The organism is Radiobacillus sp. PE A8.2 (genome assembly GCF_045635475.1).
GTDB lineage: Bacteria > Bacillota > Bacilli > Bacillales > Amphibacillaceae > JBJGXI01.
Window position 1 is genome coordinate 19,624 of record NZ_JBJGXI010000034.1, and the last position, 23,774, is coordinate 43,397.

A 23,774-nucleotide genomic window follows, 5' to 3' on the forward strand; every position below is an offset into this window, starting at 1 on the left:
CCCTTATTCACGATATTATACGCTTTTAAGGGCTAGTTTGTGACATATGCCTAGGAAAAAAGGAACAATTTCAAAAACTGTATTTTCTTATTGGTCATTTATTTGCGATTTTTGGATTTTCTTACTTTCGTTATCTTTTTAGGTGGTTGTTTCCGAATCCATTTTATAAACCTGGCTAGCTTCTGGTCTGTCCTTAGATCCTGCACCGTTGTTAAGCGGACAGCGATGTCTTTATTCGTATAAAGCGCATGGATTTAAGGACCGATGTTGACTTATCGTGTCATGAGGCGAGGGAAGTCTCGCTAGTCGCTGGCGCTCGGAGCTGGCCGTGGCTAATGCTTAATGTTATCCACATTTAGTATATTTTATAATTTCCTTTGCAACAAAAAAATATGGGCGCTAATGTTAAGCGCCCATGTGTACTATTACTCTTTTTCCAACGTAATATTCTTACTCGGTGCGAAAGTAGAGATCGCGTGTTTGAAAATCAATTGTTGCTTGCCATCTGTATCAAACAGTACTGTAAAGTTATCGAAAGCTTTTACCATTCCACGTAGTTGAAAGCCATTCGTTAAAAATACAGTTACTTGAATACGGTCTTTGCGAAGCTGGTTAAGAAATTGATCTTGGATATTTACCGATTGAGACATGTTTCTTCCTCCTCTTTTCTGTCTGTATTATGTAATTCTATTTTTCTGTTAGCTTTCCTGCAAGATTTTCTAAAATTATTGCAAACTTTTCATCTTTTTGTTCAGGTGATATTTTGTACCATGTGACATCCATTTTATTTTTGAACCAGGTAAACTGTCGTTTTGCAAACCTTCTTGAGTTGCGTTTTAACAATTCGACTGATTCTTGTAAACTCTGTTCTCCCTTGAAGTATGGAATGAATTCCTTATATCCGATCGCTTTCATAGACTGACTATGTTCTAATCCACGTTCATAAAAGGAATGTACTTCTTCGAGTAGACCCTCCTCCATCATAACGTCAACCCGATTGTTAATTCGTTTGTAAAGGAGTTCTCGTTCCATTTCAAGCCCAATTAATATTGGTTTATAAGGAGAATTAGGTTGCTGTTGCTCGTGATGTTCTGACATGGTTTTTCCTGTTCGTTCATAGACCTCTAATGCCCGAATCACACGTCTGATATTATTTGGATGAATCCGTTGCGCTTGTTCCGGATCTGCTTTTTGTAATTGTTTATAAACGAAGTCGATTCCATATTCATTAATTCTTTGCTCAATTATTTTCTGATAAGAAGCATCCCTTGCCTCTTCAGCAAAATTATATTCAAATAAAGCTGCTTGTATGTATAACCCTGTTCCACCAGCGATAATTGGCAGTCGATTTTCACCGATAATATCACTAATAGATGTTCTAACGCTCGTTTGAAACTCTGCTACCGAAAAAGATTCATCTGCTTGCTTAATATCAATCATGCGATGTGGCACATCACCCATTTCTTGTTTGGTTACCTTTGCTGTGCCTATGTCCATCTGTTTATAAATTTGCATTGAATCTCCACTTATTACTTCACCGTTAAACCGTTTTGCAATTTCAATGCTTAGACTTGTTTTACCAACTGCAGTTGGTCCGACTACCGCGACAACTGTGTTTTTCATTTACATGCCCCAATATTATTATTGATTATTTGCTATCCTTTAATCATTCATTATACATGAAAGCAAATAGTAAACAAGTGCAATGATGCTTAACAACAATATTATTTTACGAAACAAGAGGCTGTGTTTTATAAAACTAAAACAGCCTCTTTACTCACTTATTCATAAGCTACGTATGCTTGAAGCATCCATACATGCTTTTCTAATCTCCCATGAATCTCATTCAACAAATCTGCTGTAGGTTGGTCATTAACCTCATCAGCAAGCGATCCACCGGTCTCTTTTATCTCTTTGATTACCGTTTTATAATCTTCACAAAGCTGTTTGATAATTTCATTTTCATTATCGTCTGCTTGTGCCTCATGTAACGTTGTTTCTTTTAAATATTTATGCATTGTTGCCAATGGCTTTCCACCAATGGCTAAAATTCTCTCAGCGATTTCATCTAAGTCTTCAGAGGCCTCATTATATAGGTCTTCAAATACTTCATGAAGTTTGAAAAAGTGTCTACCTTGCACAAACCAATGGTAGCGGTGAAGCTTTATATAGAGAACAGCAAAATTAGACAATTCCTGATTTAAGAAATTAATAAGTTTTTGATTTTCTGGCATATACATCCTACCCTTCCTCTTCTTCATCGTTATTATGTTGTAGGATTAAGGATTTTATACATTTTAAAAGTGCAAGTAAGCGCCTTGGTTAGCCAGCTAGCTTAATACAAATCCTGTAAGTGAATTTTCTCCATATATAGAGGGCTAGGTACTGGTACTCGACATTGTCGCGCATATATGTTAAAAAGCCTAATTCATTCATAGCGAAAGAATTAGGCTTTAATCGTGTTACATTACTCGCTTAAACATCTTTTCCATTTCATAGGTGCTAAAATGAATGATAATCGGTCTACCATGCGGGCATGTAAAAGGCTCTGATGCTGCACGTAAATCCTCTAACAATTGAAACATATCATCATTGTTTAAGTAATGGTTCGCCTTGATTGATCGTTTACAAGACATCAGTATAGCCGCATCTTCTCTTAGTTTATGAACATTAATTTTCTCATCAGCCATAATTGTATCGACTATTTCTTGGATTACTTCCTCTTCGAATCCGTCCGGAAACCATTGCGGATGAGAGCGAATCACATAGCTTTGTTGACCAAACGCCTCAAAAAAGATGCCGATCTTTTCTAGTTCCGTTTGGTATTGTTCAATCATTAATGCCTCTTGTTTAGAAAAATCAAAGGTTATCGGCAGCAATAGTTCTTGCACTTCATTTGCTACTTCTCCAATTTTTTCTTTAAAAAACTCATATTTGATACGTTCTTGAGCTGCATGTTGATCAATTATATATAATCCATTTTCGTTTTGCGCCATAATATACGTACCGTGTAGTTGTCCAATCGGATACATGGCAGGAACTCTAGTATCCGATTGTTCTGGTTGCGCAGGCGAGGCTGTTGGCAACTGTTCTTCAACTTTTTCATGAAATGCTTGACCATCATCAGTCTGATTGAGCTTTTCTTTCCCTTCTGCTTGATGATTTTCGAAAGCTGGTATCGTATAAGCATTAAAGGATGGTGAAGTCATTGTTTCTGTAACCGTCTTTTCTAATAAGCGTTGATCGTTTGTTCTTTCTTGTTTGGCCGGGTACAATTCAAAGCTGTCCTGTACACTCTCCAGTTTTTGGTGCTTCGGTTTTGTCCCTGACGGAATAAGTGTTTGCTTCTGAAATGCTTCACGAATCATAGTTTCCACAGCCTGGTACAATTCTTTGTCCTTGCTAAAGCGAACCTCTAATTTGGCTGGATGGACATTTACATCCACAAGTATTGGATCCATCTCAATCGTTAACACAACTAACGGATTGCGTCCGATCGGTAATAAAGTATGATAGCCTTGCGATATCGATTTACTTAATGGGATAGATTTGATAAACCGGCCATTTATAATTGTTGAAATGTAATTTCGTGATGATCTTGTAACCTCGGGTTTCGCAATATAGCCAGAAATCGAAAAATCTAACGTTTTATAGGAAACAGGAATCATTTGCTTGGCTACCTGAAAGCCATACACTTGTGCAATAATTTGAACTAGATCGCCTCGTCCAGAAGTTTGAAACAACTGTTTACCATTGTGGCTCAGCTCAAAATGGATGTTAGGATGAGAAAAAGCTAATCGGTTCATTAAATCAGTAATATGGCCGAGCTCTGTATGAATTGTTTTCATATATTTTAATCGTGCTGGTGTATTAAAAAATAATTCATTTACAGTAATCTCCGTTCCTCTTCTTGCATCACTTTTTGATTTGGAAATGAACTTACCACCTTCCATTTCCAAAGAAGTTCCAGCCGCATCTCCTGTAGACGTTTTGATCGACAATCGACTAACAGCTGCAATACTCGCTAACGCCTCTCCACGAAAACCGAGTGTACGAACATGAAAAAGGTCATTTTCATCTTTAATTTTGCTCGTGGCATGACGAAAAAATGCCCGTTCACAGTCATCCTCAGCCATACCCTCTCCATTGTCACTAATTTTGATTGACTGTAAGCCTGCTTCCTCTATTTCCACTTTAACCCAGGTACTGTTAGCATCTATACTGTTTTCTACTAGTTCTTTGACTACAGAGGCAGGGCGTTCTACGACTTCACCTGCTGCTATTTTATTCGCAAGTGCATCCGGCATTTGCACGATTTTCATGATTTGCCTCCTCCACTGTCTGTTGCTTTTTTATGCAGACGATACAATTCATTTAATGCATCTAATGGTGTCATTTCCAGTACGTTTATGTTTTGAAGCTCTTTCAGTAATTTGTTTTGCTTGTTATTGTTCTTTTCATATCGAACAGATTCTTCTGCAAATAACGTTAATTGTGCATCTTCGTCCTTTTTTACCGATGATACTTGTTTTGGTTGTTCATTATTTTCAAACTGTTTAAGGATTTCTGAGGCGCGGTCAATAAGTTTGTCCGGAAGTTGTGCTAACTTGGCAACATGAATCCCGTAACTTTCGTCAGCAGCCCCGTCCTGAATTTGGTGTAAAAACACGACATTTCCTTCGTATTCTTCCGCCCTAACATGAATGTTCTTTAGTTTTTGTAGAGCTTCTTCCAAGCTAGTTAATTCATGATAGTGGGTAGAAAATAATGTTTTCGCATGAATATGATCATGCACGTATTCAATAATTGCTTGTGCTAATGCCATGCCATCATATGTGCTTGTCCCACGGCCGATTTCATCAAGCAAAATCAGACTATTTTCTGTAGCATTTGTAAGAGCATGCTGTGCTTCTAGCATTTCCACCATAAAGGTACTTTGACCCGAAACAAGATCATCGGCTGCGCCAATTCTAGTAAATATTTGGTCAAATATTGGGATGTCTGCTGCTTCACTCGGAACAAAACAGCCGATTTGGGCCATGATTGCTGTGAGTGCCAATTGACGCATATACGTACTTTTCCCTGACATATTTGGTCCTGTAATTAGCAGCATATCCGTATTGGATTGCATGCTTACATTATTCGGAACGAACGATTCATTTTTCATTACTTTCTCAATAACCGGGTGACGGCCTTGTTTAATATTGATATCCCTGTTTATATTAAAACGAGGACGAACATAACGATTTATTTCACTAGCAGTAGCGAATCCTTGTAGCACATCAATCTTGCTTATCGTTTCTGCTAGCTTTTGTAAAGCTGGAATGTATGCTTTAACTTGCTCTCTTATCTCGATGAATAATTGATACTCAAGATCAACACTTTTTTCTTCTGCTTCTAATATTAACGACTCTTTTTCCTTTAATTCTGGTGTAATAAACCGTTCTGCATTTGACAGTGTTTGCTTTCGTTCATACCGGTTGTCAGGTAGTAAGTGCAGGTTTGCTTTCGTAACCTCAATATAGTAACCAAACACTCGATTATAACCAATTTTCAATGATTTAATATTAGTATTTATTTTTTCTTGTTTTTCTAATTCAGCAATCCATTGTTTACCGTTTTTTGAAGCATAACGATAATCATCTAGTTGTGCATGATAGCCATCTTTAATAATTCCACCTTCTTTAATAGTCGGCGGTGGATCCTCAATTAAGCTATCCTGTAGCATTTGGTGGAGATCATCTAAACCATCAATTGCATCACTTAGGCTTGTTATTTTTTGGTGCGAAAAGCTAGATAAGACATTTTTAATCTCAGGAACTCTATTTAATGACTGTTTGAGTTGATGTAAGTCACGAGCATGCACATTGCCAAAAGCAACTCTCCCTGCAAGTCGTTCCAGGTCATAAATAGATTTCAAAGCTTCCCGTAATTTTTCTCGTTCAAAAAATTGCTCCAAGAAACCTTCAACAATATCAAATCGATCATCAATTAAACTCTGATTCAATAATGGCCGTTCCAACCATTTTTTTAACATTCTAGCCCCCATTGCTGTAATCGTGTGGTCAAGTACCCACAATAAGCTGCCATGTTTACCTTTTCTTAAGATCGTTTCGGTTAATTCAAGATTTCGTTTCGAATACATATCTAAATTCATAAACTGATTTAATGCAATAATTTGTGCTGGCTTTAAATGATCTAAAGAACGTTTTTGTGTACGTTGAATGTAATTTAACATTCTTCCAAACGCCTGTTTCAGCTCCGGCGTTTCAAGGTTATCTGCCAGTTTCACATAAGCATTTTCAATGATTGTTTCATCTTGATAAGATAAAGTTACTTGTAATCGCGCTTGCAATTCTGTTTGGTAATTTTCGGAAAGGTTAGAACTGATGACGATTTCCTTGACTGGCCGCTGGAATAATTCACTTATGACCGCATTCCATCCATTTTTAATAATAGCTATACTATTTTCACCTACAGATAAATCTGTATATGTAATGATAAAACTGTCGGAGTCATTTGAAATACTCGCCAGGTAGTTGTTTTCTCTTTCCTGGAGCATCTCACCTTCCATGATCGTCCCCGGCGTAATTAACTGGACAACTTCCCGTTTAACGACACCCTTAGCTACTTTAGGGTCTTCAACCTGCTCACATATTGCCACTTTAAAGCCCTTTTCTACAAGTGTCTTAATGTAGTTTGGCGCAGAATGATACGGTACACCGCACATTGGAATACGCTCGCTTCCGCCACCTTCTCTACTCGTAAGTGTAATCTCTAATTCTCTTGATGCAGAAAGCGCATCATCAAAAAACATCTCGTAAAAATCTCCAAGTCGAAAAAATAGAAAACAATCTTTATATTGTGCCTTTATTTTTAAATATTGCTGCATCATTGGTGTGTGATTTGCCATGTTTGCTCCCCCAAAACGTACAAGTTTTCTAGGTTTATTATAGCATACTAAGCTTCTATAATTGTTCTCTTCTGTTTCAATTGTAGGTACGTATATTTACCAATTCGCATTATTTTATATGATTATTTTTCATTTGCATATAGATTGGAATGAAATATACGTAAAAAATTTAAGGTTGATATTGCGCAATATATGCTAAACTCCGTCGTAACGTAGTGCTCGTGATTTCCGCTCCAGGCACCCGACGTAAGGAGCAATCCAGTTAACAGCGGAGGAAATGCCCTTCGACTCCTGCGGGACTAGCGGCGTAAGTGAGACCCCGCAGCGCGAAGGCGCGAGGAGGCTCACTAGCCCCCCGCGGAAAGCGAAGGGCATTTCCGGAGCGGGTCAAACACTCGCCAAACTACGACGGAGTTTACTTCATATATGAAGTTTAAAACAACAAACTTTATGTAAAAGAATCATGTAGAAAAACAAAAAACGAGAGATTTCTCTCCCGTTTTAAAAATAGATGGCTATTATTCTTCTTCAAATTCTGCTAGAAAATCTGGATCTACATCTTCGAATTCGTCATCATTTAATTCGAAATCCCAATCATCGTCATCTACTACAGTACCGTTTGGATCAACTTTTACAGTAACCTTCGTTTCACCAATTACTTCTACTAGGAATTCACGCTCGACTTCAACCATGATTTTTGAGTCATGACTTGCGATTTTGCATTCTAAACAATTTGGTTGTTGAATAACTTTTGCAAATACCTCAAGTTCATCACCTAGTGTGTGGTCATCTTTAACGGACAGTTTAATATGATCACAATAGATTACTCGTTCCGTAACGACTTCTGTTTTTGTATTATCGTTATAGGAGTACCACACGTTCACATCATAGCTTCCATTTACTTCAACAACATCATCAGCTTTGATTTTAGCATTGTATAAGTGGTTTATAACCCAGCAGCCTAGAATACTAGTTGGTTTATGTGATGGTGTAATTGTATTTGTATCCTGCGTGAACTTTCGCCCTTTACCAATGACAGCTTTTGTAATAATTTCTCGATATTCTTGATCAAGAAAAGACATAAGAACTAAAACCTCCTCTTTTTTTCATAGTCATTTTATGCAGGCCATTCACCTAAAGTGCATAATGCCCCAATTAAATTTGCGTGAGGCACGACCCGGTTAGGTTCTAATTCATCCTATGCAGTAGCCTAACAAAGTGTACGACATTTGCAGAAAATATCTTTTAATAATCACTTGGCTAGCCTGTACTTTCGGACACCACAATTTCTAGCGATTCCGAAAGCAATGATTTGACACACAAGCACATATATCGGCTTAAAATTAAAGTTTTGATGATTTCGGGTCAGGAGAGAATTTATTAACAGGCCACAGTAGTAACAGCTATCCTTTAATAAAAGCGTTGATGGGGCACAATTTTAATAATGCCCGTTTTGACACAGATAAAGGTCCTGGTGACCGACAACTACATAAGCGCAATCATACTAAAAAAAACCTACTAGGTAAGTACCTAGCAGGTCTTTATAAAATCTTTTAACAAGATGAAGTACTATTCTTCACTTTAGATCCTGTTTCTCCAGATAAGATATCGCCATCGGTAGAGCGGATTACTTCATTGGTAACTTCTCGAGCAATTGTTGTAGAAACAAGTTGCAAAATATCATTGATTGTTACTTGTGAATCTTTAAACTCTTGTACGATGGGAATACTATCAATTTCAGCTTGTAAACGGTCAATTTCTGTTTCTACTTTTTTTAACGCTTCCTGTTTACCGTAGGCTTGAAAATTTACTGCTTGCTTTTGTAAAGCTTTAATTCGTTTAATCAAATCTTGTACTTTTTTATTTTCATTTAATTTTGCTTCTAATTGTTTAAAACGATCTATTTCATCGGTACTTGCCATCATTTTCGCTAAATTTTTCGCTTCATCTATTACTTGAGTACGTGTATATGTTGCCAATTTAATTCACCTCTACTGGTTCTTTTATCAATTCGCCGTCTAATGTCCATGTTTTTGTATTCGTTATTTTCACTTCAACAATTTTACCTATTATTGACTTAGGACCTACAAAGTTTACGAGCTTACTTTTTTCTGTATATCCAGCAAGTACGTCAGGGTTATTTTTACTCTCGCCTTCAACGAGTACTTTAACTGTTTGTCCTTGATAGTTTTTCATTGCTTCTGCTGATTGCTTGTTTACCAATGCATTCAATCGTTGTAATCTTTCTTTTTTTACTTCCATCGGGATGTTATCCTCCCATTTGGCAGCTGGTGTACCTTCTCTAGGTGAGTAAATGAATGTGTAGGCACTTTCAAAACCAACCTCTTCCATTAGCGTAAGTGTTTCTTCAAACTGCTCATCAGTTTCATTTGGAAATCCTACGATAATGTCAGTCGTTAATGTAGCGTTTGGAATTGCCTTTTTAATTTTAGCAACGAGGTTCAAATAATCTTCTCTTGTATACCTGCGCGCCATTACTCGCAATACTTCTGAGCTTCCAGATTGTACCGGTAAGTGAATATGATCAAGTAAATTACCACCCTGAGCAAGTACTTCAATTAATCGATCATCAAAATCTCTTGGGTGTGATGTCGTAAAACGGACTCTAGGAATATCAATTTTATGAATCTCGTTCATTAATTCGCCTAAACCATATTCAATGCCCAAATCTTTACCATAAGCATTCACATTTTGACCGAGTAATGTGATTTCTTTATAACCTTGTGCTGCTAGTTGACGTACTTCCTGGATAATATCCTCTGGTCTTCTACTGCGTTCTTTTCCTCGTGTATAAGGAACGATGCAATACGTACAGAATTTATCGCAGCCGTACATAATATTTACCCAGCCCTTAATTTTCCCTTTACGAACCTTAGGAAGATTTTCAATGATATCTCCCTCTTTAGACCAAACTTCAACGACCATTTCCTTATTAAACATTGCTTCTTTTAACAGGTTCGGTAACCGGTGAATATTGTGTGTTCCAAAGATCATATCAATGAATGGGTGCTTCTTAAGTATACGGTTAACAACTGATTCTTCCTGAGACATACATCCACAAATTCCTACGATGACATCAGGATTTTCTAATTTCAACGGTTTTAAATGACCAATCTCTCCAAATACTTTGTTTTCCGCATTTTCACGAATTGCACATGTGTTTAGTAAAATAACATCCGCTTCCTTCGTGTCGTTTGTGGTCTCATAACCCATTTCTGATAAGAGTCCGGCCATTACTTCGGTATCGTGCTCATTCATTTGACAACCATAAGTTCTTATTAAGAATTTCTTTCCCTTTCCGATTTGTTGCATTTCAGGAGGTATAGAATGGTCATAATGAACTTGCACCTCTTCTCTTCTCCGCTTTTTAGCCTTTTTTAAATTGGGTGGCTCGTATGTTGATTGAAAATACTTTCCAATTAATTCGTCGGAACCGAGGTTCTTTAGGCGGTCAAGATTATCTGCTGAATCTTCACTTTTTTTAATTTGATCCATTTCTTTCCGTTGTTGCTCATTCATAACGAGTCTCCTTCTATATGGATTGTTGTATCTTACTTTCTATATCTGTCGTTACATTTCCTGATTCTTAAACATTCATAAATTGTTGGAGAAATTATCCTCAACAAGTTAACATCTATTTAAATATAAATCTTCTCTCCAATTTTAATATTATACCAAGAAGAGACTATAAAAACAAAGGCTTCGTATGTAAATGTACAAATTTTTGTCGATATCGTGAAGTTGTTTCGCTACTAGAATGATAACAATTTCAATATGACTCTATTAAAAAAACCTGTTCGCCTTAAGCAAACAGGTAAATAAATCATTAACGCGGTTCTACGATAAGTTTAATTGCAGTACGCTCTTCATTGTCTATCATAATATCTGTAAAAGCCGGAATACAAATTAGATCCACTCCACTTGGGGCAACAAATCCTCGTGCGATGGCTACTGCTTTGACGGCCTGGTTTAAAGCACCAGCACCAATCGCCTGCATTTCCGCTGAGCCACGTTCTCTTAGCACATTCGCAAGTGCTCCTGCTACTGAATTCGGACTTGATTTAGCTGAGACTTTTAATACATCCATTCCTAGTACCTCCTTAGTTTACTAAAGTAGTTCCACTTTTACTATATTCTTGTATATGATAGTTATTCCCTTTTATTATGAATCAATTGTTCGAAAATTTCAAATAATCAAGCGTGAAATGGGTGGTCATCATTAATTATAAGACGTTGAATACGTTTAGCGGTACCAGAATTGTTGTCAATATCAATTAATACAGCATTTAGTTGTGTCCTTCCTTGTTTATCAACCTCAAAACGTACTGGTAGACTACTCATGAATTTTTTTAGGACAGCCTCTTTATCTGTGCCTAAAATACTATCATAAGGTCCTGTCATCCCTACATCTGTTATGTACGCCGTTCCTTTAGGAAGGATGCGTTCATCTGCAGTTTGCGTGTGTGTATGTGTTCCAACGACAGCAGTCACTCTACCATCTAAATACCAACCCATCGCTTGTTTTTCACTTGTTGCTTCTGCATGAAAATCTACAAATATTAAGTTTGTACGTTTTTTTGCCTCATCTATTAAATGGTCTGCCACGCGAAAAGGATCATCTAAAGGTGGTAGAAATGTTCGTCCTTGCAAATTAATAATAGCAAGCTCTAGACCATTTGATTTAACAAATGTTAAGCCTTTACCCGGTGTACCTTCTGGGAAATTAGCTGGACGCACCATAAATTTAGCTTCATCAATGAAATCAAAGATCTCCTTTTTATCCCACGTATGATTACCCATTGTAACTGCTTGAACACCTAGTTCTAAAAACTGTTTATAAATTTTTTCAGTAATCCCTTTACCTGAAGCAGCATTTTCTCCATTTACTATAGTGACATGCTGTTGAAATTTTTGTCTTAAATTAGGTAAAAATTGTTGAACCATGTCTCTACCTGGTGAACCGACAATGTCGCCAATAAACAATATTCTCATTTCTGTTAACCTACCTATTCATTTAAATTACGTTCAGTGTTGCATAATCAATTCATAAAGTCAAAGAAACATCTACAAACCAAAAAGCGCAGCGGATCGGTTAGCAACGTTTGAAGTGAGTGATTCTTCGCAAGTCCGCTAATGCTCGGAGCTAGATACTGGTAGAAAATTTATATGCTTAGTTATCTATTTTCAAGTCTGTTTACTAAAAGATTGTTGTTTTGCTGAAAAAAGCTAATATACGTCGTTACTTGGAGAGTGCTTGCACCGCTCCGGAAATCCACTTCGCGCACCTTAGGGGGGCTAGTGAGCCTCCTCGTCGCTTAGCTCCTGCGGGACAGCGCGAGCTGAAGATCCACTAGAGAAGCGCACTTTGGGACTGCGATTACTCGTCCCACCGAAAACATTTGCTTCTGAGTTAGCTGAAGCCGTGCCCGCGGAAAGCGACTGCCTGGAGCGGAAATCACGAGCACTACGTTACGACGGTTCCCACTTCAATTATGACATAAAAAGCAACAAACTCTACGAAAAGAGCAAAATAAAAAAGCGACCAGGAGGTCGCTTTTTTTATTTTGCATATTCAACTGCTCTCGTTTCGCGAATTACTGTAACCTTTATATGACCTGGGTAATCCAGTTCATTTTCAATTCTTTTTCGTATTTCTCTTGCAATCCGTAACGATTCAAGATCATCAATTTCATCTGGTTTTACCATAATTCTCACTTCACGACCAGCTTGAATTGCAAATGATTTCTCTACTCCTGCGTAGGACTCAGAAATCTCTTCCAGCTTTTCTAGTCGCTTAATATAATTCTCCAACGTCTCACTTCTTGCTCCAGGTCTTGCGGCTGACAATGCATCAGCTGCTGCGACTAGTACAGCAATTATGGAGGTTGGTTCTTCATCACCGTGGTGAGAAGCGATTGAATTAATAACAACCGGATGTTCTTTATACTTTGTAGCTAATTCTTTACCAATTTCCACATGACTTCCTTCTACTTCGTGGTCAATGGCTTTACCAATGTCGTGAAGCAATCCTGCTCTCTTAGCTAGCGTTTGATCTTCTCCTAGCTCTGCAGCTAATAATCCAGACAGATACGCCACTTCCGTTGAATGCTTCAACACGTTTTGACCATAGCTCGTACGATATTTAAGTCGACCTAAGATTTTAATAAGGTCTGGATGCAGACCATGTACACCGACCTCAAACGTTGTTTGTTCCCCTACTTCACGAATGTATTCATCCACTTCACGTCTCGATTTTTCTACCATTTCTTCGATACGTGCAGGGTGAATTCGTCCGTCTTGAACGAGTTTTTCTAACGCAATCCGTGCAGTTTCTCTTCGTATCGGATCAAAACCAGATAGAATTACTGCTTCCGGCGTGTCATCTATGATTAAGTCAATACCAGTCAGGGTTTCTAGCGTACGAATATTACGCCCTTCACGACCAATGATTCGACCTTTCATTTCGTCATTCGGTAGATTAACGACAGATACAGTAGTTTCAGCTACATGATCTGCTGCACAACGCTGTAAAGCCAAGGATAAGATCCCCTTTGCTTTTTTGTCCGCTTCTTCTTTCGCACGATTTTCTGTTTCTTTAATCATAATTGCCGCTTCATGCGTTACTTCATTTTCAATCCGCTCTAATATGATCTGTTTTGCTTGGTCAGAAGTGTATCCGGAAATGCGTTCTAGCTCTGTTTGCTGCTCGCTTAACAAGCTTTCCACTTTGCTTTCCATTTCTGCAATTTGTTGTTGTTTTTCTGCTAGCGAACTATCTTTCTTCTCTAACATGAGCTCACGCTTATCCAGCGTTTCGTCTTTTCGGTTTAGGTTCTCTTCTTTTTGCATAAGACGATTTTCATGTTTTTGTGTTTCGGATCGTCTTTCTCTAAGTTCCTGTTCAACCTGCTGACGAAGTTTATGGTTTTCATCTTTAGCTTCGAGAAGCGCTTCTTTTTTAGCAGCTTCTGCATTACGGTAACCCTCTTCGACTATTTGCTTAGCCAATTGTTCCGCACTGGAAATTTTCGCCTCAGCAATAGACTTACGTATCAGATACCCAACAAAAATACCGAGAAGTAGGAATAGCAAAATGAAGATGATGGTAATACTTAAATCCATGGTTTCACCTCCTCTTGCTATAAACTTGTACAAAAAATGTGTATTCGGCATGTACAGTGTTTCAATAATTATTTAATTAACGAATATTGTATAATAAATATGAAAATTATACATAGTTAATTTTAATCCTGAGGGTAAATAATGTCAAGGAAACGTATGTTATTCCCTAACAAGTTATTATAGCGACTTATTTTTGATTTCTCGCATTTAGTCCATATTAAACTCTAAACCCCTTACAGTTCTACCTGTAAGGGGTTTAGAGTATCGGTATTAAGATTCAATATCTAGTGCTTCTTGGCTTTCTTTCGCTTTAGCTTTAGAATTAGATTTAGTAGTAGATTTAGAGTTATCTTTATCTTCTTCAGGCTCTATTACTTCATCTAAATTATAATGTGTTCGAATAGCCTGATGAACCTCATCTGCAATCGATGTATTTTCTTTTAAAAATTGTTTGGCATTTTCACGACCTTGACCAAGTCTTTCTTCATTGTAAGAATACCAAGCACCACTTTTTAGAACAATGTCTAAATCCGAACCGATGTCTAAGAGTTCACCTTCTCTTGAAATACCTTCACCGTACATAATATCCACTTCAGCAGTTCTAAACGGAGGCGCAACTTTATTTTTAACTACTTTTATTTTTGTTTTATTACCTACAAAGTCATTTCCTTGTTTCAATGTTTCCGCACGACGGACCTCTAGTCTAACCGAAGCATAGAACTTAAGCGCACGTCCACCAGGTGTTGTTTCAGGATTACCAAACATAACTCCAACCTTTTCACGAATTTGGTTGATGAAAATAGCCGTTGTTCTTGATTTGTTAATAGCACCTGAAAGTTTTCTCAACGCCTGTGACATTAGACGCGCTTGCAATCCAACATGGGAGTCACCCATTTCCCCTTCAATCTCAGCTTTTGGTACTAATGCTGCAACTGAATCGATTACGACCATATCAACCGCACCACTACGAACTAGGGCTTCTGCAATTTCTAAAGCCTGTTCACCTGTGTCTGGTTGAGATAATAGTAGCTCATCAACATTAACACCAAGATTTCTTGCATATACAGGATCTAATGCGTGCTCAGCATCGATAAATGCTGCTTGGCCACCTTGTCTTTGTGCTTCTGCAATCGCATGCAAGGAAACGGTTGTTTTACCTGATGATTCCGGACCATATATTTCTACTACACGTCCTCTAGGGTAGCCACCTACTCCTAATGCAACATCTAATGCTAAAGAACCACTTGGCACCGTAGCCACCTTTTGCTCTGCTCTTTCTCCTAGTTTCATAATAGATCCTTTACCAAATTGCTTCTCTATTTGTTTTAAAGCCATATCTAACGCTTGTTTGCGATCACTCACTTTGTTTCCTCCTTATAGTAAACTAGTATTATCATAACTTGTTTTTTGAGATTTAACAAGTAAAAAGCGAATAAATGTTCCCTTATTTTCGAACATTTATTCACTGTGAAAATTATGTTTTGTTCTAGGTGAAATTTAATTTTTAATGATTGTGAAAGTTTAGTTTTACAAAATTCAGGTTTGAAATTATAAAATTTACTTTTATTGATTTAATTGCTGATACAGTAATTCGAATCCCTTTTTAACTGCACGGTTTCTAATTGCATCCCGATTTCCTTGAAAATGGCATTCTTTCGTTAATAAGTTACCAGATTTATTATATATACTAATAAATACCTTACCGACAGGTTTGCCTTCTTCAACTGAAGGACCTGCAACACCTGTAAAGCTAATTCCAATATCAGCTCCTAACAGGTGCTGGACATTTTGAGCTAATTCAGTTGCACATGCTTGACTGACTGTCCCATGTGTATCTAATGTCTGCTTGGAAACGCGTAGCAATGTCTGTTTAACATGTTTTGAGTAGCATACAACGCCACCCATGCATACTTCAGAGGCCCCTGGGATTGAGATAAGTTCATCTGTGAATCGTCCGCCAGTTAGGCTCTCAGCTGCAGCTATTGTTTGTTGTGTTTCCTTTAATCTATTAAACACTTTAGTTTGAATTGTATCTTGATCATGACCATAAAAATGGTCGCCTGCTATTTCCAGGATTTTCTTTTCTGTGCTATCAATTAAATCTTTAGCTGTGCTACTTGAATCTGCTTTAGCCGTTATTCGAATCGCCACTTCACCTTCAGATGCAAGTGGAGCAATCGTTGGATTTTTTTGATCAAGTATTAATTGCTTTAAGTCATGCTCAAGCTGAGATTCACCAATACCAATAAAACGAAGCATACGAGATTCAATTACTGTAGACAATTGTAATTTTTCTTTAAGAAAAGGCATCACATGTTCAGTAGTGATTGCTTTCATTTCTTTTGGTACACCAGGCATAAAAACCCAAATTACTTGGTTGTATTCAACAATCATCCCTGGTGCCATTCCAGCACTATTGGATAAGACTGTCGCACCTTCGAAAACTAATGATTGCTTCCGATTGTTCGGTGTCATCTGTTTTTTTGATTTATTGTAGTAAGATATGATTTTGTCCATGGTAGATTTATCTTCATAGACAGATAAGTTAGCTACTGCTTGAAAAGCTTCACGGGTCAAATCATCATCGGTAGGACCTAATCCTCCAGTTACAATTACAATATCTGAACGGTCATTTGCTTGTAGGAATGTTGTTTTTACTCTTTCAAAGTTATCACCAACAACCCCGTGATAGTAAACATTTAGTCCTTGTTCAGCTAAGCGTTCTGAAAGCCATTGTGCATTCGTGTTCGTAATTTGGCCTAAAAGTAGCTCTGTTCCGACTGCTATAATTTCCGCTTTGTAATTACTCATTATTTTGAATCCCTCATTACGTGCCAATTTTTAACAAAATAATCCACTCCTGATACAACGGTTATAAGTAATGCAGCATATAAGGATAAGCTTGCAAACGGGATATCAAAATAAGAAAATGGAACATTATGTAATAATAATGCTGAAATAGAAACAATTTGAATCCACGTTTTTAATTTTCCCATTTGACCTGCAGCTAGTACAACTCCATCTCCTGCAGCGACTAATCTTAATCCCGTTACTGCAAACTCACGACTAATAATAATAATAACTATCCATGCAGGCGCCAAATTCATTTCTATAAGTAAGATAAATGCTGCAGAAACAAGTAATTTGTCAGCCATTGGATCTAAAAATTTACCCAGATTAGTAACTAGATTATATTTTCTTGCGTAATAGCCATCAAGCCAATCTGTTGCAGAGGCAACAATAAATAACATAGCAGCGACAAAATCAACAATTGGCAGTGTAGCTTCTCCAACCTGCCAGCTCCCCCAGTCAAAAGGTACACTTAACAGAAGAATAAAAATAGGAATTAATAAAATACGTGAAATCGTAATCCGATTGGGAATATTCATTGTATGATTCTACTCCTTTAATTAGCGAAATTTAACCCTTCCCATCCTTAGATGGAAAGGGCTGTTAACAACATCTACTCTTGATTTTCAATATTAACACGAACTCTTTGAACTGCTACAGGATCATAACCTTCAGGTAATTCTAAAACCACACCATTGATGGTAATTTTTAACGCTCCTGGATCACCAGGATTACCCGGTTCTCCAAAACGGAAATAGAGCTGTTGTTCACCACTCATATCAACTTCTAGTGGCGATTCTGTAGGTTGAAACATAGCTTCATATAAGCTATTACCTTCTCCATTTTTCACCTCAAGCCAGTGATTTGATTCTGATTCGAAAACTACAATCACTTCATCGCTTGTATTCACGAACTGGTAAGTGGTTAGTGGATTTCCACCCTCTGTTCCTTGACTTTCTACTGTTAAAGTAGGTTCTGGTGTTTCCGGTTCTTCATCCACTGGTGCTTCGTCTTGATTTTCTTCTTCCCCTTGTGGATTTTCTTCATCTTCATCAGCTTCTGTATCTTGGCCCGGCGGAAGCACAACTTCGTCTCCACTTGTATTTTCCTGCTCTGTATCAGGTGATGGATTTGAATCATCTGGGATTTCCCTGTTTAAAAACCAGACTAGAAAAACGATACCGACAATAAGTAACGCGACAATAATTGTCGGTAAGTACGAAAAAACTTTCGGACTTTTTGTTGATGTTGTGTCCTTACGACTACGCTGCACACGTGTATAGTTAACATTCGTATCCGTGCTAGTAGCAGGTAGTTCTGAATTATGCTCTTCAATTAATTGATCTGGATCTAAACCAACCAAAGTAGCATATTCTTTAATAAAAGCACGCACATAAAAGCTTCCAGGCATAATGCTGAAATTGTTTTGTTCAATTGCTTGTAAGTATCTGACTTGAATTTTAGTTTCTTGTTGAATGTCGTTCAATGTGAGATCCTTTGCTTCTCTTGCTTCCTTAAGCTTTGCGCCTAATTCCATGTTTAACACCATCCATTATAAAAATCAAATACCAAAAAAACCATCATCTTGCTCAAACTTAGCTTTATTAATTGGATCGTATCTTATTTCTTCCTCTTCATTGTTACGAAGTTCAATAATATAGTCGAAATCGTCTAACTTATATCCAGTTTGCTCAACAAAAATATCTGGATGCTCCACTACCTTTGTGGCAGGTAATCTCATAATTTCTCGTATTAATTCCCAATGTTTTTCGCTAGCACGTCGAGTAGATACTACACCATCAATAATAAATATATTGTTATCGCTGTATTCATCTTGAATAAGTTGATTTCTTACTGTTTGTTTTAAGAGTGTGCTTGAGACAAATAACCAACGCTTGTTCGCACACACACTAGCTGCTACTATAGACTCTGTTTTACCTACTCTAGGCATACCGCGAACCCCTATTAATTTGTGGCCATCCTTCTTATATAATTCTGCCATAAAATCAACTAAAAGTCCGAGTTCATTGCGAACAAATCGAAATGTTTTCTTATCATCCACATCACTATGTATATACCTACCATGTCTAACCGCTAAACGATCTCTTAGTTTAGGTTTCCTAAGTTTTGTAACATTAATCGTGTCCATCGTATTTAATATCGATTTAAGCCTAGTAATTTGGGCATCTTTATGTGACACGAGTAACATACCACGACGAAAATTTTCGACTCCGTTAATTGTTATAATATTTATCGATAGCATACCTAACAAGGAGGAAATATCTCCAAGTAAACCTGGTCGATTATGTTGAATCTCATATTCAAGATACCATTCGGTTTTTTCCATGATAGAACTCCTTTATGCTTACTAAACAAATGCATGATACTCTCATCATAAATGATTTTCATCGAATATTAAAGAAGTTAATTGCCGATAAGCATAGATAATTGAAATTTTTAAATAATAATTGTAAAAATAGACCAAAACCCTTGCGTCAAAATGCGAAGCAAGGGTTTCAGACGTGAACCGTATAGATTTGAAATACGTTTATTGAGCAGTACCTTCATTGTGCACTAGCTTCACCATAATATTGGCCATAGCGTGCTGCTCATCTTTATTTGCAGCATTCCACAAATCACGTAATACTGCTTCTTGGTCATTTTTAGCATCTACCTGTTTAGATAAATACCCACCGATTTCATATGCCAAATCTGAAACTGCTTGTTGGCTCATTCCTTGCCCTTCCGCCTGATGCAAGCGATCACCAAGAAAGTCTTTCCAAGATTCGAAATTATCAAGAACTGACATAATTTAAATCCTCCTTCATTCAACTTACAAGCTTATCTTTTGAAGGAAGAGGCAAGTTTATACATAAATTTAATCAATTTCAAAAATACATCAGGTCATAGTTGTATGACACTTACCACGCACCTGATATGCGTAGTATTTCCCCTTGAATATAACTTGAGCGATCATCTAATAAGAATGCTACTGCATGAGCGATATCTTCTGGACGACCAGCTCTATTGACAGGTATTTGATCTATAATCACTTGTTTTTCTTCTAACGTGAAGCCATCGTTCATTTTTGTTTCAATAAACCCTGGGCTGATTCCATTAACCGATATTCCACTCGAGGCTACTTCCTTTGCAAGCGATTTTACAAAACTAATCTGTGCACCTTTCACAGTTGAATAAACAACCTCACAGCTTGCTCCATCCTCACCCCAAATCGATGATATAACGATGATTTGCCCGTCCTTTTTCGTAATCATCTTCGGTAAAAAATGTTTTGAAATCATCCATAAAGCTTTCACATGGATGGTGAGCATACGATCCATCTCGTCTAGGTCAGTTTCATGAAACAAGCCATAGATACTTCGACCACTTGCAAATACAATTGTATCGATATCAAAATGGATAGAAGTTAAAAATTTATTAATACCATCAGTAGTACTAAGATCACCTTGTACGATCTGTAATACTGTTTCTTCTGGTAATAGGCTTACTAACGCTTCTAATTGACGATTATTTTGATGATAATGCAATAACAACGTATACCCGTCATTGGCTAGTCGTTCTGCAATTTTAACCCCAATATCTCCACTAGCTCCAATAATTAAACAGTTTTTTTTCATAAATAATTTCTACTCCGGTAAGATTTGGCATACTGCAATACGGTCATCTTCAACCCAGTTTTTCAAGAATTGATTAGCTTCCTCAACAGTTAATGCTTCGATTACTGGAAGTACTTCGAACAAGTCAATACCAAGCAAATTATAATGAATAAATTGATTTGATACAAATTCAAGAGAATTTAACGCGCGTAGAAACTGGCCAATTTTTTTTCGCTTCATGCGCTCAAAATCGTCATGATTCAACGTTACCTCTTTGAAATTATTTAACATACTAGTCAATTTTTTTGCTAAGGCATCTGGTTCAGTTGTATTTCCGCCGATAATTGAAAAACCAAAATTCTTTTCCAAATTCGCTTCGAAGCTGAAGCTATTGTCTATAAGGTCTTTTTCATACAATTCCTGATAATATTCGCCGCTTTTTGAAAAGTAATAATCAAGTAACATGCTTGAAAGTAATTCTGCTTTTAAAAAGGAAACATTATCAACATAAGTAGCACTTTCTTTTAGACCAACCATGCATTTAGGCACGGAAACAGGCATATGAATAACATGCTTTTTCTTTGCCACATCATTTGGCTCTTCAGGAAAAGAACGGTCTATTTCATTTAATTCAGCAAAACTCTTTTCAGCTTGATTTTCTTTAATTAGCTTCATCATGTTTTCTGGTTCAAAATTCCCTGCAACGAATAATGTCATATTAGATGGGTGATAGAAAGTATGATAACACGTGTACAGGTCTTCCTTCGTGATCTTTTCTATCGATTCTACAGAACCAGCTATATCAATTTGAACAGGATGATGATGGTATAAACTTTGAATCGTCCCAAAGAAAGAGCGCCAATCTGGTTGATCATCGTACATACGAATTTCTTGGGCAATGATGCCCTTTTCTTTTTCAACCGATTGATCTGAAAAATAAGGATCTTGAACAAAATCGATCAATGTTGAAACATTTTCATCTATGTTACTTGTTGCTGAGAACAAATATGCAGTCTTCGTGAATGAAGTAAATGCATTGGCAGAAGCGCCACGTTTTGTGAAATCTTGAAACACATCTCTGTCTTCCTTTTCAAACAATTTGTGCTCAAGAAAGTGGGCAATACCATCCGGAACAGTTACTGGTTCAGATTCACCGATTGGTACAAAAGTTTGATCAATCGATCCATAATTTGTTGAAAAAATGCCAAAGGTTTTAGCCATTTCTGGTTTTGGAAGCAGAAAAACATGCAACCCATTCGCTAGTTTTTCTGAGTGAATTGTTTCTTTTAATTGCTCATAGTAGGTATTATTCATTTTCGGTACCTCCTTGACTGGTTAGGAAATAAATCGTATCTAATTCAATTTTCTTACCAATTTGAAGCAAATCGTCTTTCGTCACTTGTTTAACCTTCTCAATTAAATCATCTGGGCTGCTATTACTTCCAGCTAAGACTTGATGATACAATAACTCAACTATTCCAAATGGATGATCTAACGTTTCCTTTAGCTGATTAACAATTATTTGTTTCGCTTCTTCCACCTGTTCTTCAGAGAAATCCCCTTGTTTCATTCGGTCCATTTGTTCTAGAATGATTTCCTTGGCATCATTGAACTTATCCGGAGCGATTCCACTAAACACAAATAGCAAACCTTTGTGACTCTCAATTCTAGAAGCGGCATAGTACGCTAAGCTATGTTTTTCACGAACATTCATGAATAACTTTGAGCTTGGGAAACCACCAAATATGCCATTAAACACCTGTAACCCTGGATATGCTTCATCAGTGTAAGTAATATTAGTTCGATAGCCGATGTGTAGTTTTGCTTGTTGCAACTGTTGTCGCTCAACTACCTCATTTACATTCTTAATCGCAGGTTTAATCGATACTTCAACTGTTTGCTCGTTGTCTGAAACTTCTCTTGAAAAACATGATTCCATCATGTTCTCGACATCTAATCCATCTAAATCACCAACGATATAAACATCCATCTGGTCTTGATGTAACAATTCCTGATAATAGCTATACAACTGTTGAGATGTAATTGCTTCTAAATCATCTGGATAGCCGTGAACATGTAGGCTATACGCCTCATCTGTACACATCTCATCGATTAATCTCATATTTGCAAAGCTCATTTTATCATCAATAATGGAATCCATCTTATGCTTTAATGTTTGTTTCTCTCTTTTTAAGATTGACTCATCAAAAGCCCCATTGGACGTTTTTGGATTAAAAATAATTTCATGCAATAAATCAAGAGCTTTATCTAAAATCGGTTCGTGTGACGTTAGGAATGCCTGGTTGGCGATTTCCATTCGAAAGGTTAAAATGTGATTATCCCCTTTTTTAGCTGCATCTATATTAAAAATTGCTCCATATAATTGATCAAGAGCAGTTTGCAGCTCGCGGGCAGTAGGATAGTTCTTTGTGCCTTGTTGAAGAATGTATGGAATTAACGCTCTCTTTGTTATCGTGTCTCGTGATAAGGATGATTTGAAACGAGCAACAACATGAATTGTTTTAAACTTTTTCGTCGGAACAACGTGCAACTGAAAGCCTTTTGACGTAATTTTTTGTTCTTTTACCATTTGCATGTGTCTTTCCTCCCTAATATTAATATATGTATAGCATTTCATTACCTAACTATATCTATCCAATTGGAAAATAATGCTTCTCTTTATTTTAACGAAAAAGAAACCCGGAAACAAATCCCGAGTTTCTTTTTCATGTATTTTTAAGAAAAGCTGTTTTCTTAAAGTAGTTGATATTTCGCAAAATAGCTAGTATGCGTCGTAGTGTAAAGGTGCTCACTGATCCTACATGTGCACCGCTCCGTCCCTACACTTTGCTTTCCGCGGGGGGGCTAGTGAGCCTCCTCGCGCCTTCGCGCTAGGCCACTGAAAAAGTCCGATAAATTTTGAAAAGAGTGAATACCAAAAAAAATCCATCCCCACTTTCCGCCTAAAAATCAGAAGTAAATCGAACTGGTTTCTCCACTTTTCTATAGAAAAGTAGCAAGATTTTGGGATAGTGTTTTTGAAAAAACTTCATTTTTAACAGACAAAGACTTTTTCAGTGGCCTCCCTTCGCGCTCCGGGGTCTCACTTACGCCGCTAGTCCCGCAGGAGTCAAGGTGTAGGGACTACGCTTCATTAAAGGTGTTTAACAGAAAACCACCCTTAGCTGTGGAAAAATACGCCACTCCAGCGGGAAAGGAACAGTCTGAAGACCCCGCAGAGAGCGCTCTTT

At 37.3% G+C, this 23,774-nt stretch carries 20 protein-coding genes and 1 pseudogene; all 21 read right to left on the minus strand.

Annotation, left to right across the window (positions count from 1 at the left end; genetic code table 11):
• Positions 1–98: 98 nt before the first annotated feature.
• A pseudogene (locus ACI6MV_RS16875) lies at positions 99–254 on the minus strand (HNH endonuclease); the annotation flags it as partial.
• 171 nt (positions 255–425) lie between these two features.
• Positions 426–650: an RNA chaperone Hfq gene (hfq, locus tag ACI6MV_RS16880; protein ID WP_407271497.1), complete on the minus strand. Its 225-nt coding sequence runs from the start codon at positions 648–650 to the stop codon at positions 426–428.
• A 37-nt stretch (positions 651–687) separates the two neighbouring features.
• On the minus strand, positions 688–1,623 hold the full coding sequence (gene miaA, locus ACI6MV_RS16885; RefSeq protein ID WP_407271498.1) for a tRNA (adenosine(37)-N6)-dimethylallyltransferase MiaA: 936 nt from the start codon (positions 1,621–1,623) through the stop codon (positions 688–690).
• Positions 1,624–1,781: 158 nt separating this feature from the next.
• On the minus strand, positions 1,782–2,234 hold the full coding sequence (locus tag ACI6MV_RS16890) for a Dps family protein (RefSeq protein WP_407271499.1): 453 nt from the start codon (positions 2,232–2,234) through the stop codon (positions 1,782–1,784).
• A gap of 228 nt (positions 2,235–2,462) precedes the next feature.
• Positions 2,463–4,322 carry a DNA mismatch repair endonuclease MutL gene (gene mutL, locus ACI6MV_RS16895; RefSeq protein ID WP_407271500.1) on the minus strand — a complete coding sequence of 620 codons (1,860 nt, stop codon included), beginning with the start codon at positions 4,320–4,322 and terminating at the stop codon, positions 2,463–2,465.
• On the minus strand, positions 4,319–6,913 hold the full coding sequence (gene mutS, locus ACI6MV_RS16900) for a DNA mismatch repair protein MutS (protein ID WP_407271501.1): 2,595 nt from the start codon (positions 6,911–6,913) through the stop codon (positions 4,319–4,321). Before mutS ends, mutL begins: the two co-directional genes overlap by 4 nt.
• A gap of 518 nt (positions 6,914–7,431) precedes the next feature.
• Positions 7,432–7,995, minus strand: a complete 564-nt coding sequence (cotE, locus tag ACI6MV_RS16905) for an outer spore coat protein CotE (RefSeq protein ID WP_407271502.1) — start codon at positions 7,993–7,995, stop codon at positions 7,432–7,434.
• Positions 7,996–8,466: 471 nt separating this feature from the next.
• Positions 8,467–8,892: a YlbF/YmcA family competence regulator gene (locus tag ACI6MV_RS16910; protein WP_407271503.1), complete on the minus strand. Its 426-nt coding sequence runs from the start codon at positions 8,890–8,892 to the stop codon at positions 8,467–8,469.
• Between the two features lies 1 nt (position 8,893).
• Positions 8,894–10,453, minus strand: a complete 1,560-nt coding sequence (gene miaB, locus ACI6MV_RS16915; protein ID WP_407271504.1) for a tRNA (N6-isopentenyl adenosine(37)-C2)-methylthiotransferase MiaB — start codon at positions 10,451–10,453, stop codon at positions 8,894–8,896.
• 307 nt (positions 10,454–10,760) lie between these two features.
• Positions 10,761–11,021: a stage V sporulation protein S gene (locus ACI6MV_RS16920; protein ID WP_404452695.1), complete on the minus strand. Its 261-nt coding sequence runs from the start codon at positions 11,019–11,021 to the stop codon at positions 10,761–10,763.
• Positions 11,022–11,128: 107 nt separating this feature from the next.
• Complete coding sequence (locus ACI6MV_RS16925) at positions 11,129–11,926, minus strand: TIGR00282 family metallophosphoesterase (protein ID WP_407271505.1); 798 nt, start codon at positions 11,924–11,926, stop codon at positions 11,129–11,131.
• Positions 11,927–12,493: 567 nt separating this feature from the next.
• Complete coding sequence (gene rny, locus ACI6MV_RS16930; RefSeq protein WP_407271506.1) at positions 12,494–14,056, minus strand: ribonuclease Y; 1,563 nt, start codon at positions 14,054–14,056, stop codon at positions 12,494–12,496.
• Between the two features lie 270 nt (positions 14,057–14,326).
• Positions 14,327–15,418, minus strand: a complete 1,092-nt coding sequence (recA, locus tag ACI6MV_RS16935) for a recombinase RecA (RefSeq protein WP_407271507.1) — start codon at positions 15,416–15,418, stop codon at positions 14,327–14,329.
• A 201-nt stretch (positions 15,419–15,619) separates the two neighbouring features.
• Positions 15,620–16,867, minus strand: a complete 1,248-nt coding sequence (locus tag ACI6MV_RS16940; RefSeq protein ID WP_407271508.1) for a competence/damage-inducible protein A — start codon at positions 16,865–16,867, stop codon at positions 15,620–15,622.
• Entirely contained in the window at positions 16,867–17,445 is a 579-nt protein-coding gene (gene pgsA, locus ACI6MV_RS16945) for a CDP-diacylglycerol--glycerol-3-phosphate 3-phosphatidyltransferase (protein ID WP_407271509.1), read from the minus strand. The genes ACI6MV_RS16940 and pgsA overlap by 1 nt, the downstream gene beginning before the upstream one ends.
• A 74-nt stretch (positions 17,446–17,519) precedes the next feature.
• Positions 17,520–18,455 (minus strand): helix-turn-helix domain-containing protein, encoded by a 936-nt coding sequence (locus tag ACI6MV_RS16950; RefSeq protein WP_407271510.1) that lies wholly within the window; start codon positions 18,453–18,455, stop codon positions 17,520–17,522.
• A gap of 12 nt (positions 18,456–18,467) precedes the next feature.
• On the minus strand, positions 18,468–19,253 hold the full coding sequence (locus ACI6MV_RS16955) for a DUF3388 domain-containing protein (protein ID WP_407271511.1): 786 nt from the start codon (positions 19,251–19,253) through the stop codon (positions 18,468–18,470).
• 201 nt (positions 19,254–19,454) lie between these two features.
• The gene (locus ACI6MV_RS16960; RefSeq protein WP_407271512.1) at positions 19,455–19,715 is read right to left on the minus strand and encodes a DUF3243 domain-containing protein; all 261 of its coding nucleotides are present in this window, start codon (positions 19,713–19,715) and stop codon (positions 19,455–19,457) included.
• Positions 19,716–19,827: 112 nt separating this feature from the next.
• Positions 19,828–20,544: an elongation factor P 5-aminopentanone reductase gene (ymfI, locus tag ACI6MV_RS16965; RefSeq protein WP_407271513.1), complete on the minus strand. Its 717-nt coding sequence runs from the start codon at positions 20,542–20,544 to the stop codon at positions 19,828–19,830.
• Positions 20,545–20,553: 9 nt separating this feature from the next.
• Entirely contained in the window at positions 20,554–21,837 is a 1,284-nt protein-coding gene (gene yfmH, locus ACI6MV_RS16970; protein ID WP_407271514.1) for an EF-P 5-aminopentanol modification-associated protein YfmH, read from the minus strand.
• Complete coding sequence (gene yfmF, locus ACI6MV_RS16975; RefSeq protein WP_407271515.1) at positions 21,830–23,119, minus strand: EF-P 5-aminopentanol modification-associated protein YfmF; 1,290 nt, start codon at positions 23,117–23,119, stop codon at positions 21,830–21,832. Before yfmF ends, yfmH begins: the two co-directional genes overlap by 8 nt.
• Between the last annotated feature and the right edge of the window lie 655 nt (positions 23,120–23,774).

Coding starts and splice junctions, on each gene's coding strand:
- hfq (WP_407271497.1), bottom strand. CDS start 650: ATGTCTCAATCGGTAAATATCCAAGATCAATTTCTTAACCAGCTTCGC.
- miaA (WP_407271498.1), bottom strand. CDS start 1,623: ATGAAAAACACAGTTGTCGCGGTAGTCGGACCAACTGCAGTTGGTAAA.
- ACI6MV_RS16890 (WP_407271499.1), bottom strand. CDS start 2,234: ATGCCAGAAAATCAAAAACTTATTAATTTCTTAAATCAGGAATTGTCT.
- mutL (WP_407271500.1), bottom strand. CDS start 4,322: ATGAAAATCGTGCAAATGCCGGATGCACTTGCGAATAAAATAGCAGCA.
- mutS (WP_407271501.1), bottom strand. CDS start 6,913: ATGGCAAATCACACACCAATGATGCAGCAATATTTAAAAATAAAGGCA.
- cotE (WP_407271502.1), bottom strand. CDS start 7,995: ATGTCTTTTCTTGATCAAGAATATCGAGAAATTATTACAAAAGCTGTC.
- miaB (WP_407271504.1), bottom strand. CDS start 10,453: ATGAATGAGCAACAACGGAAAGAAATGGATCAAATTAAAAAAAGTGAA.
- ACI6MV_RS16920 (WP_404452695.1), bottom strand. CDS start 11,021: ATGGATGTATTAAAAGTCTCAGCTAAATCAAGTCCGAATTCAGTAGCA.
- ACI6MV_RS16925 (WP_407271505.1), bottom strand. CDS start 11,926: ATGAGAATATTGTTTATTGGCGACATTGTCGGTTCACCAGGTAGAGAC.
- rny (WP_407271506.1), bottom strand. CDS start 14,056: ATGGATTTAAGTATTACCATCATCTTCATTTTGCTATTCCTACTTCTC.
- ACI6MV_RS16940 (WP_407271508.1), bottom strand. CDS start 16,867: ATGAGTAATTACAAAGCGGAAATTATAGCAGTCGGAACAGAGCTACTT.
- pgsA (WP_407271509.1), bottom strand. CDS start 17,445: ATGAATATTCCCAATCGGATTACGATTTCACGTATTTTATTAATTCCT.
- ACI6MV_RS16950 (WP_407271510.1), bottom strand. CDS start 18,455: ATGGTGTTAAACATGGAATTAGGCGCAAAGCTTAAGGAAGCAAGAGAA.
- ACI6MV_RS16955 (WP_407271511.1), bottom strand. CDS start 19,253: ATGGAAAAAACCGAATGGTATCTTGAATATGAGATTCAACATAATCGA.
- ACI6MV_RS16960 (WP_407271512.1), bottom strand. CDS start 19,715: ATGTCAGTTCTTGATAATTTCGAATCTTGGAAAGACTTTCTTGGTGAT.
- ymfI (WP_407271513.1), bottom strand. CDS start 20,544: ATGAAAAAAAACTGTTTAATTATTGGAGCTAGTGGAGATATTGGGGTT.
- yfmH (WP_407271514.1), bottom strand. CDS start 21,837: ATGAATAATACCTACTATGAGCAATTAAAAGAAACAATTCACTCAGAA.
- yfmF (WP_407271515.1), bottom strand. CDS start 23,119: ATGCAAATGGTAAAAGAACAAAAAATTACGTCAAAAGGCTTTCAGTTG.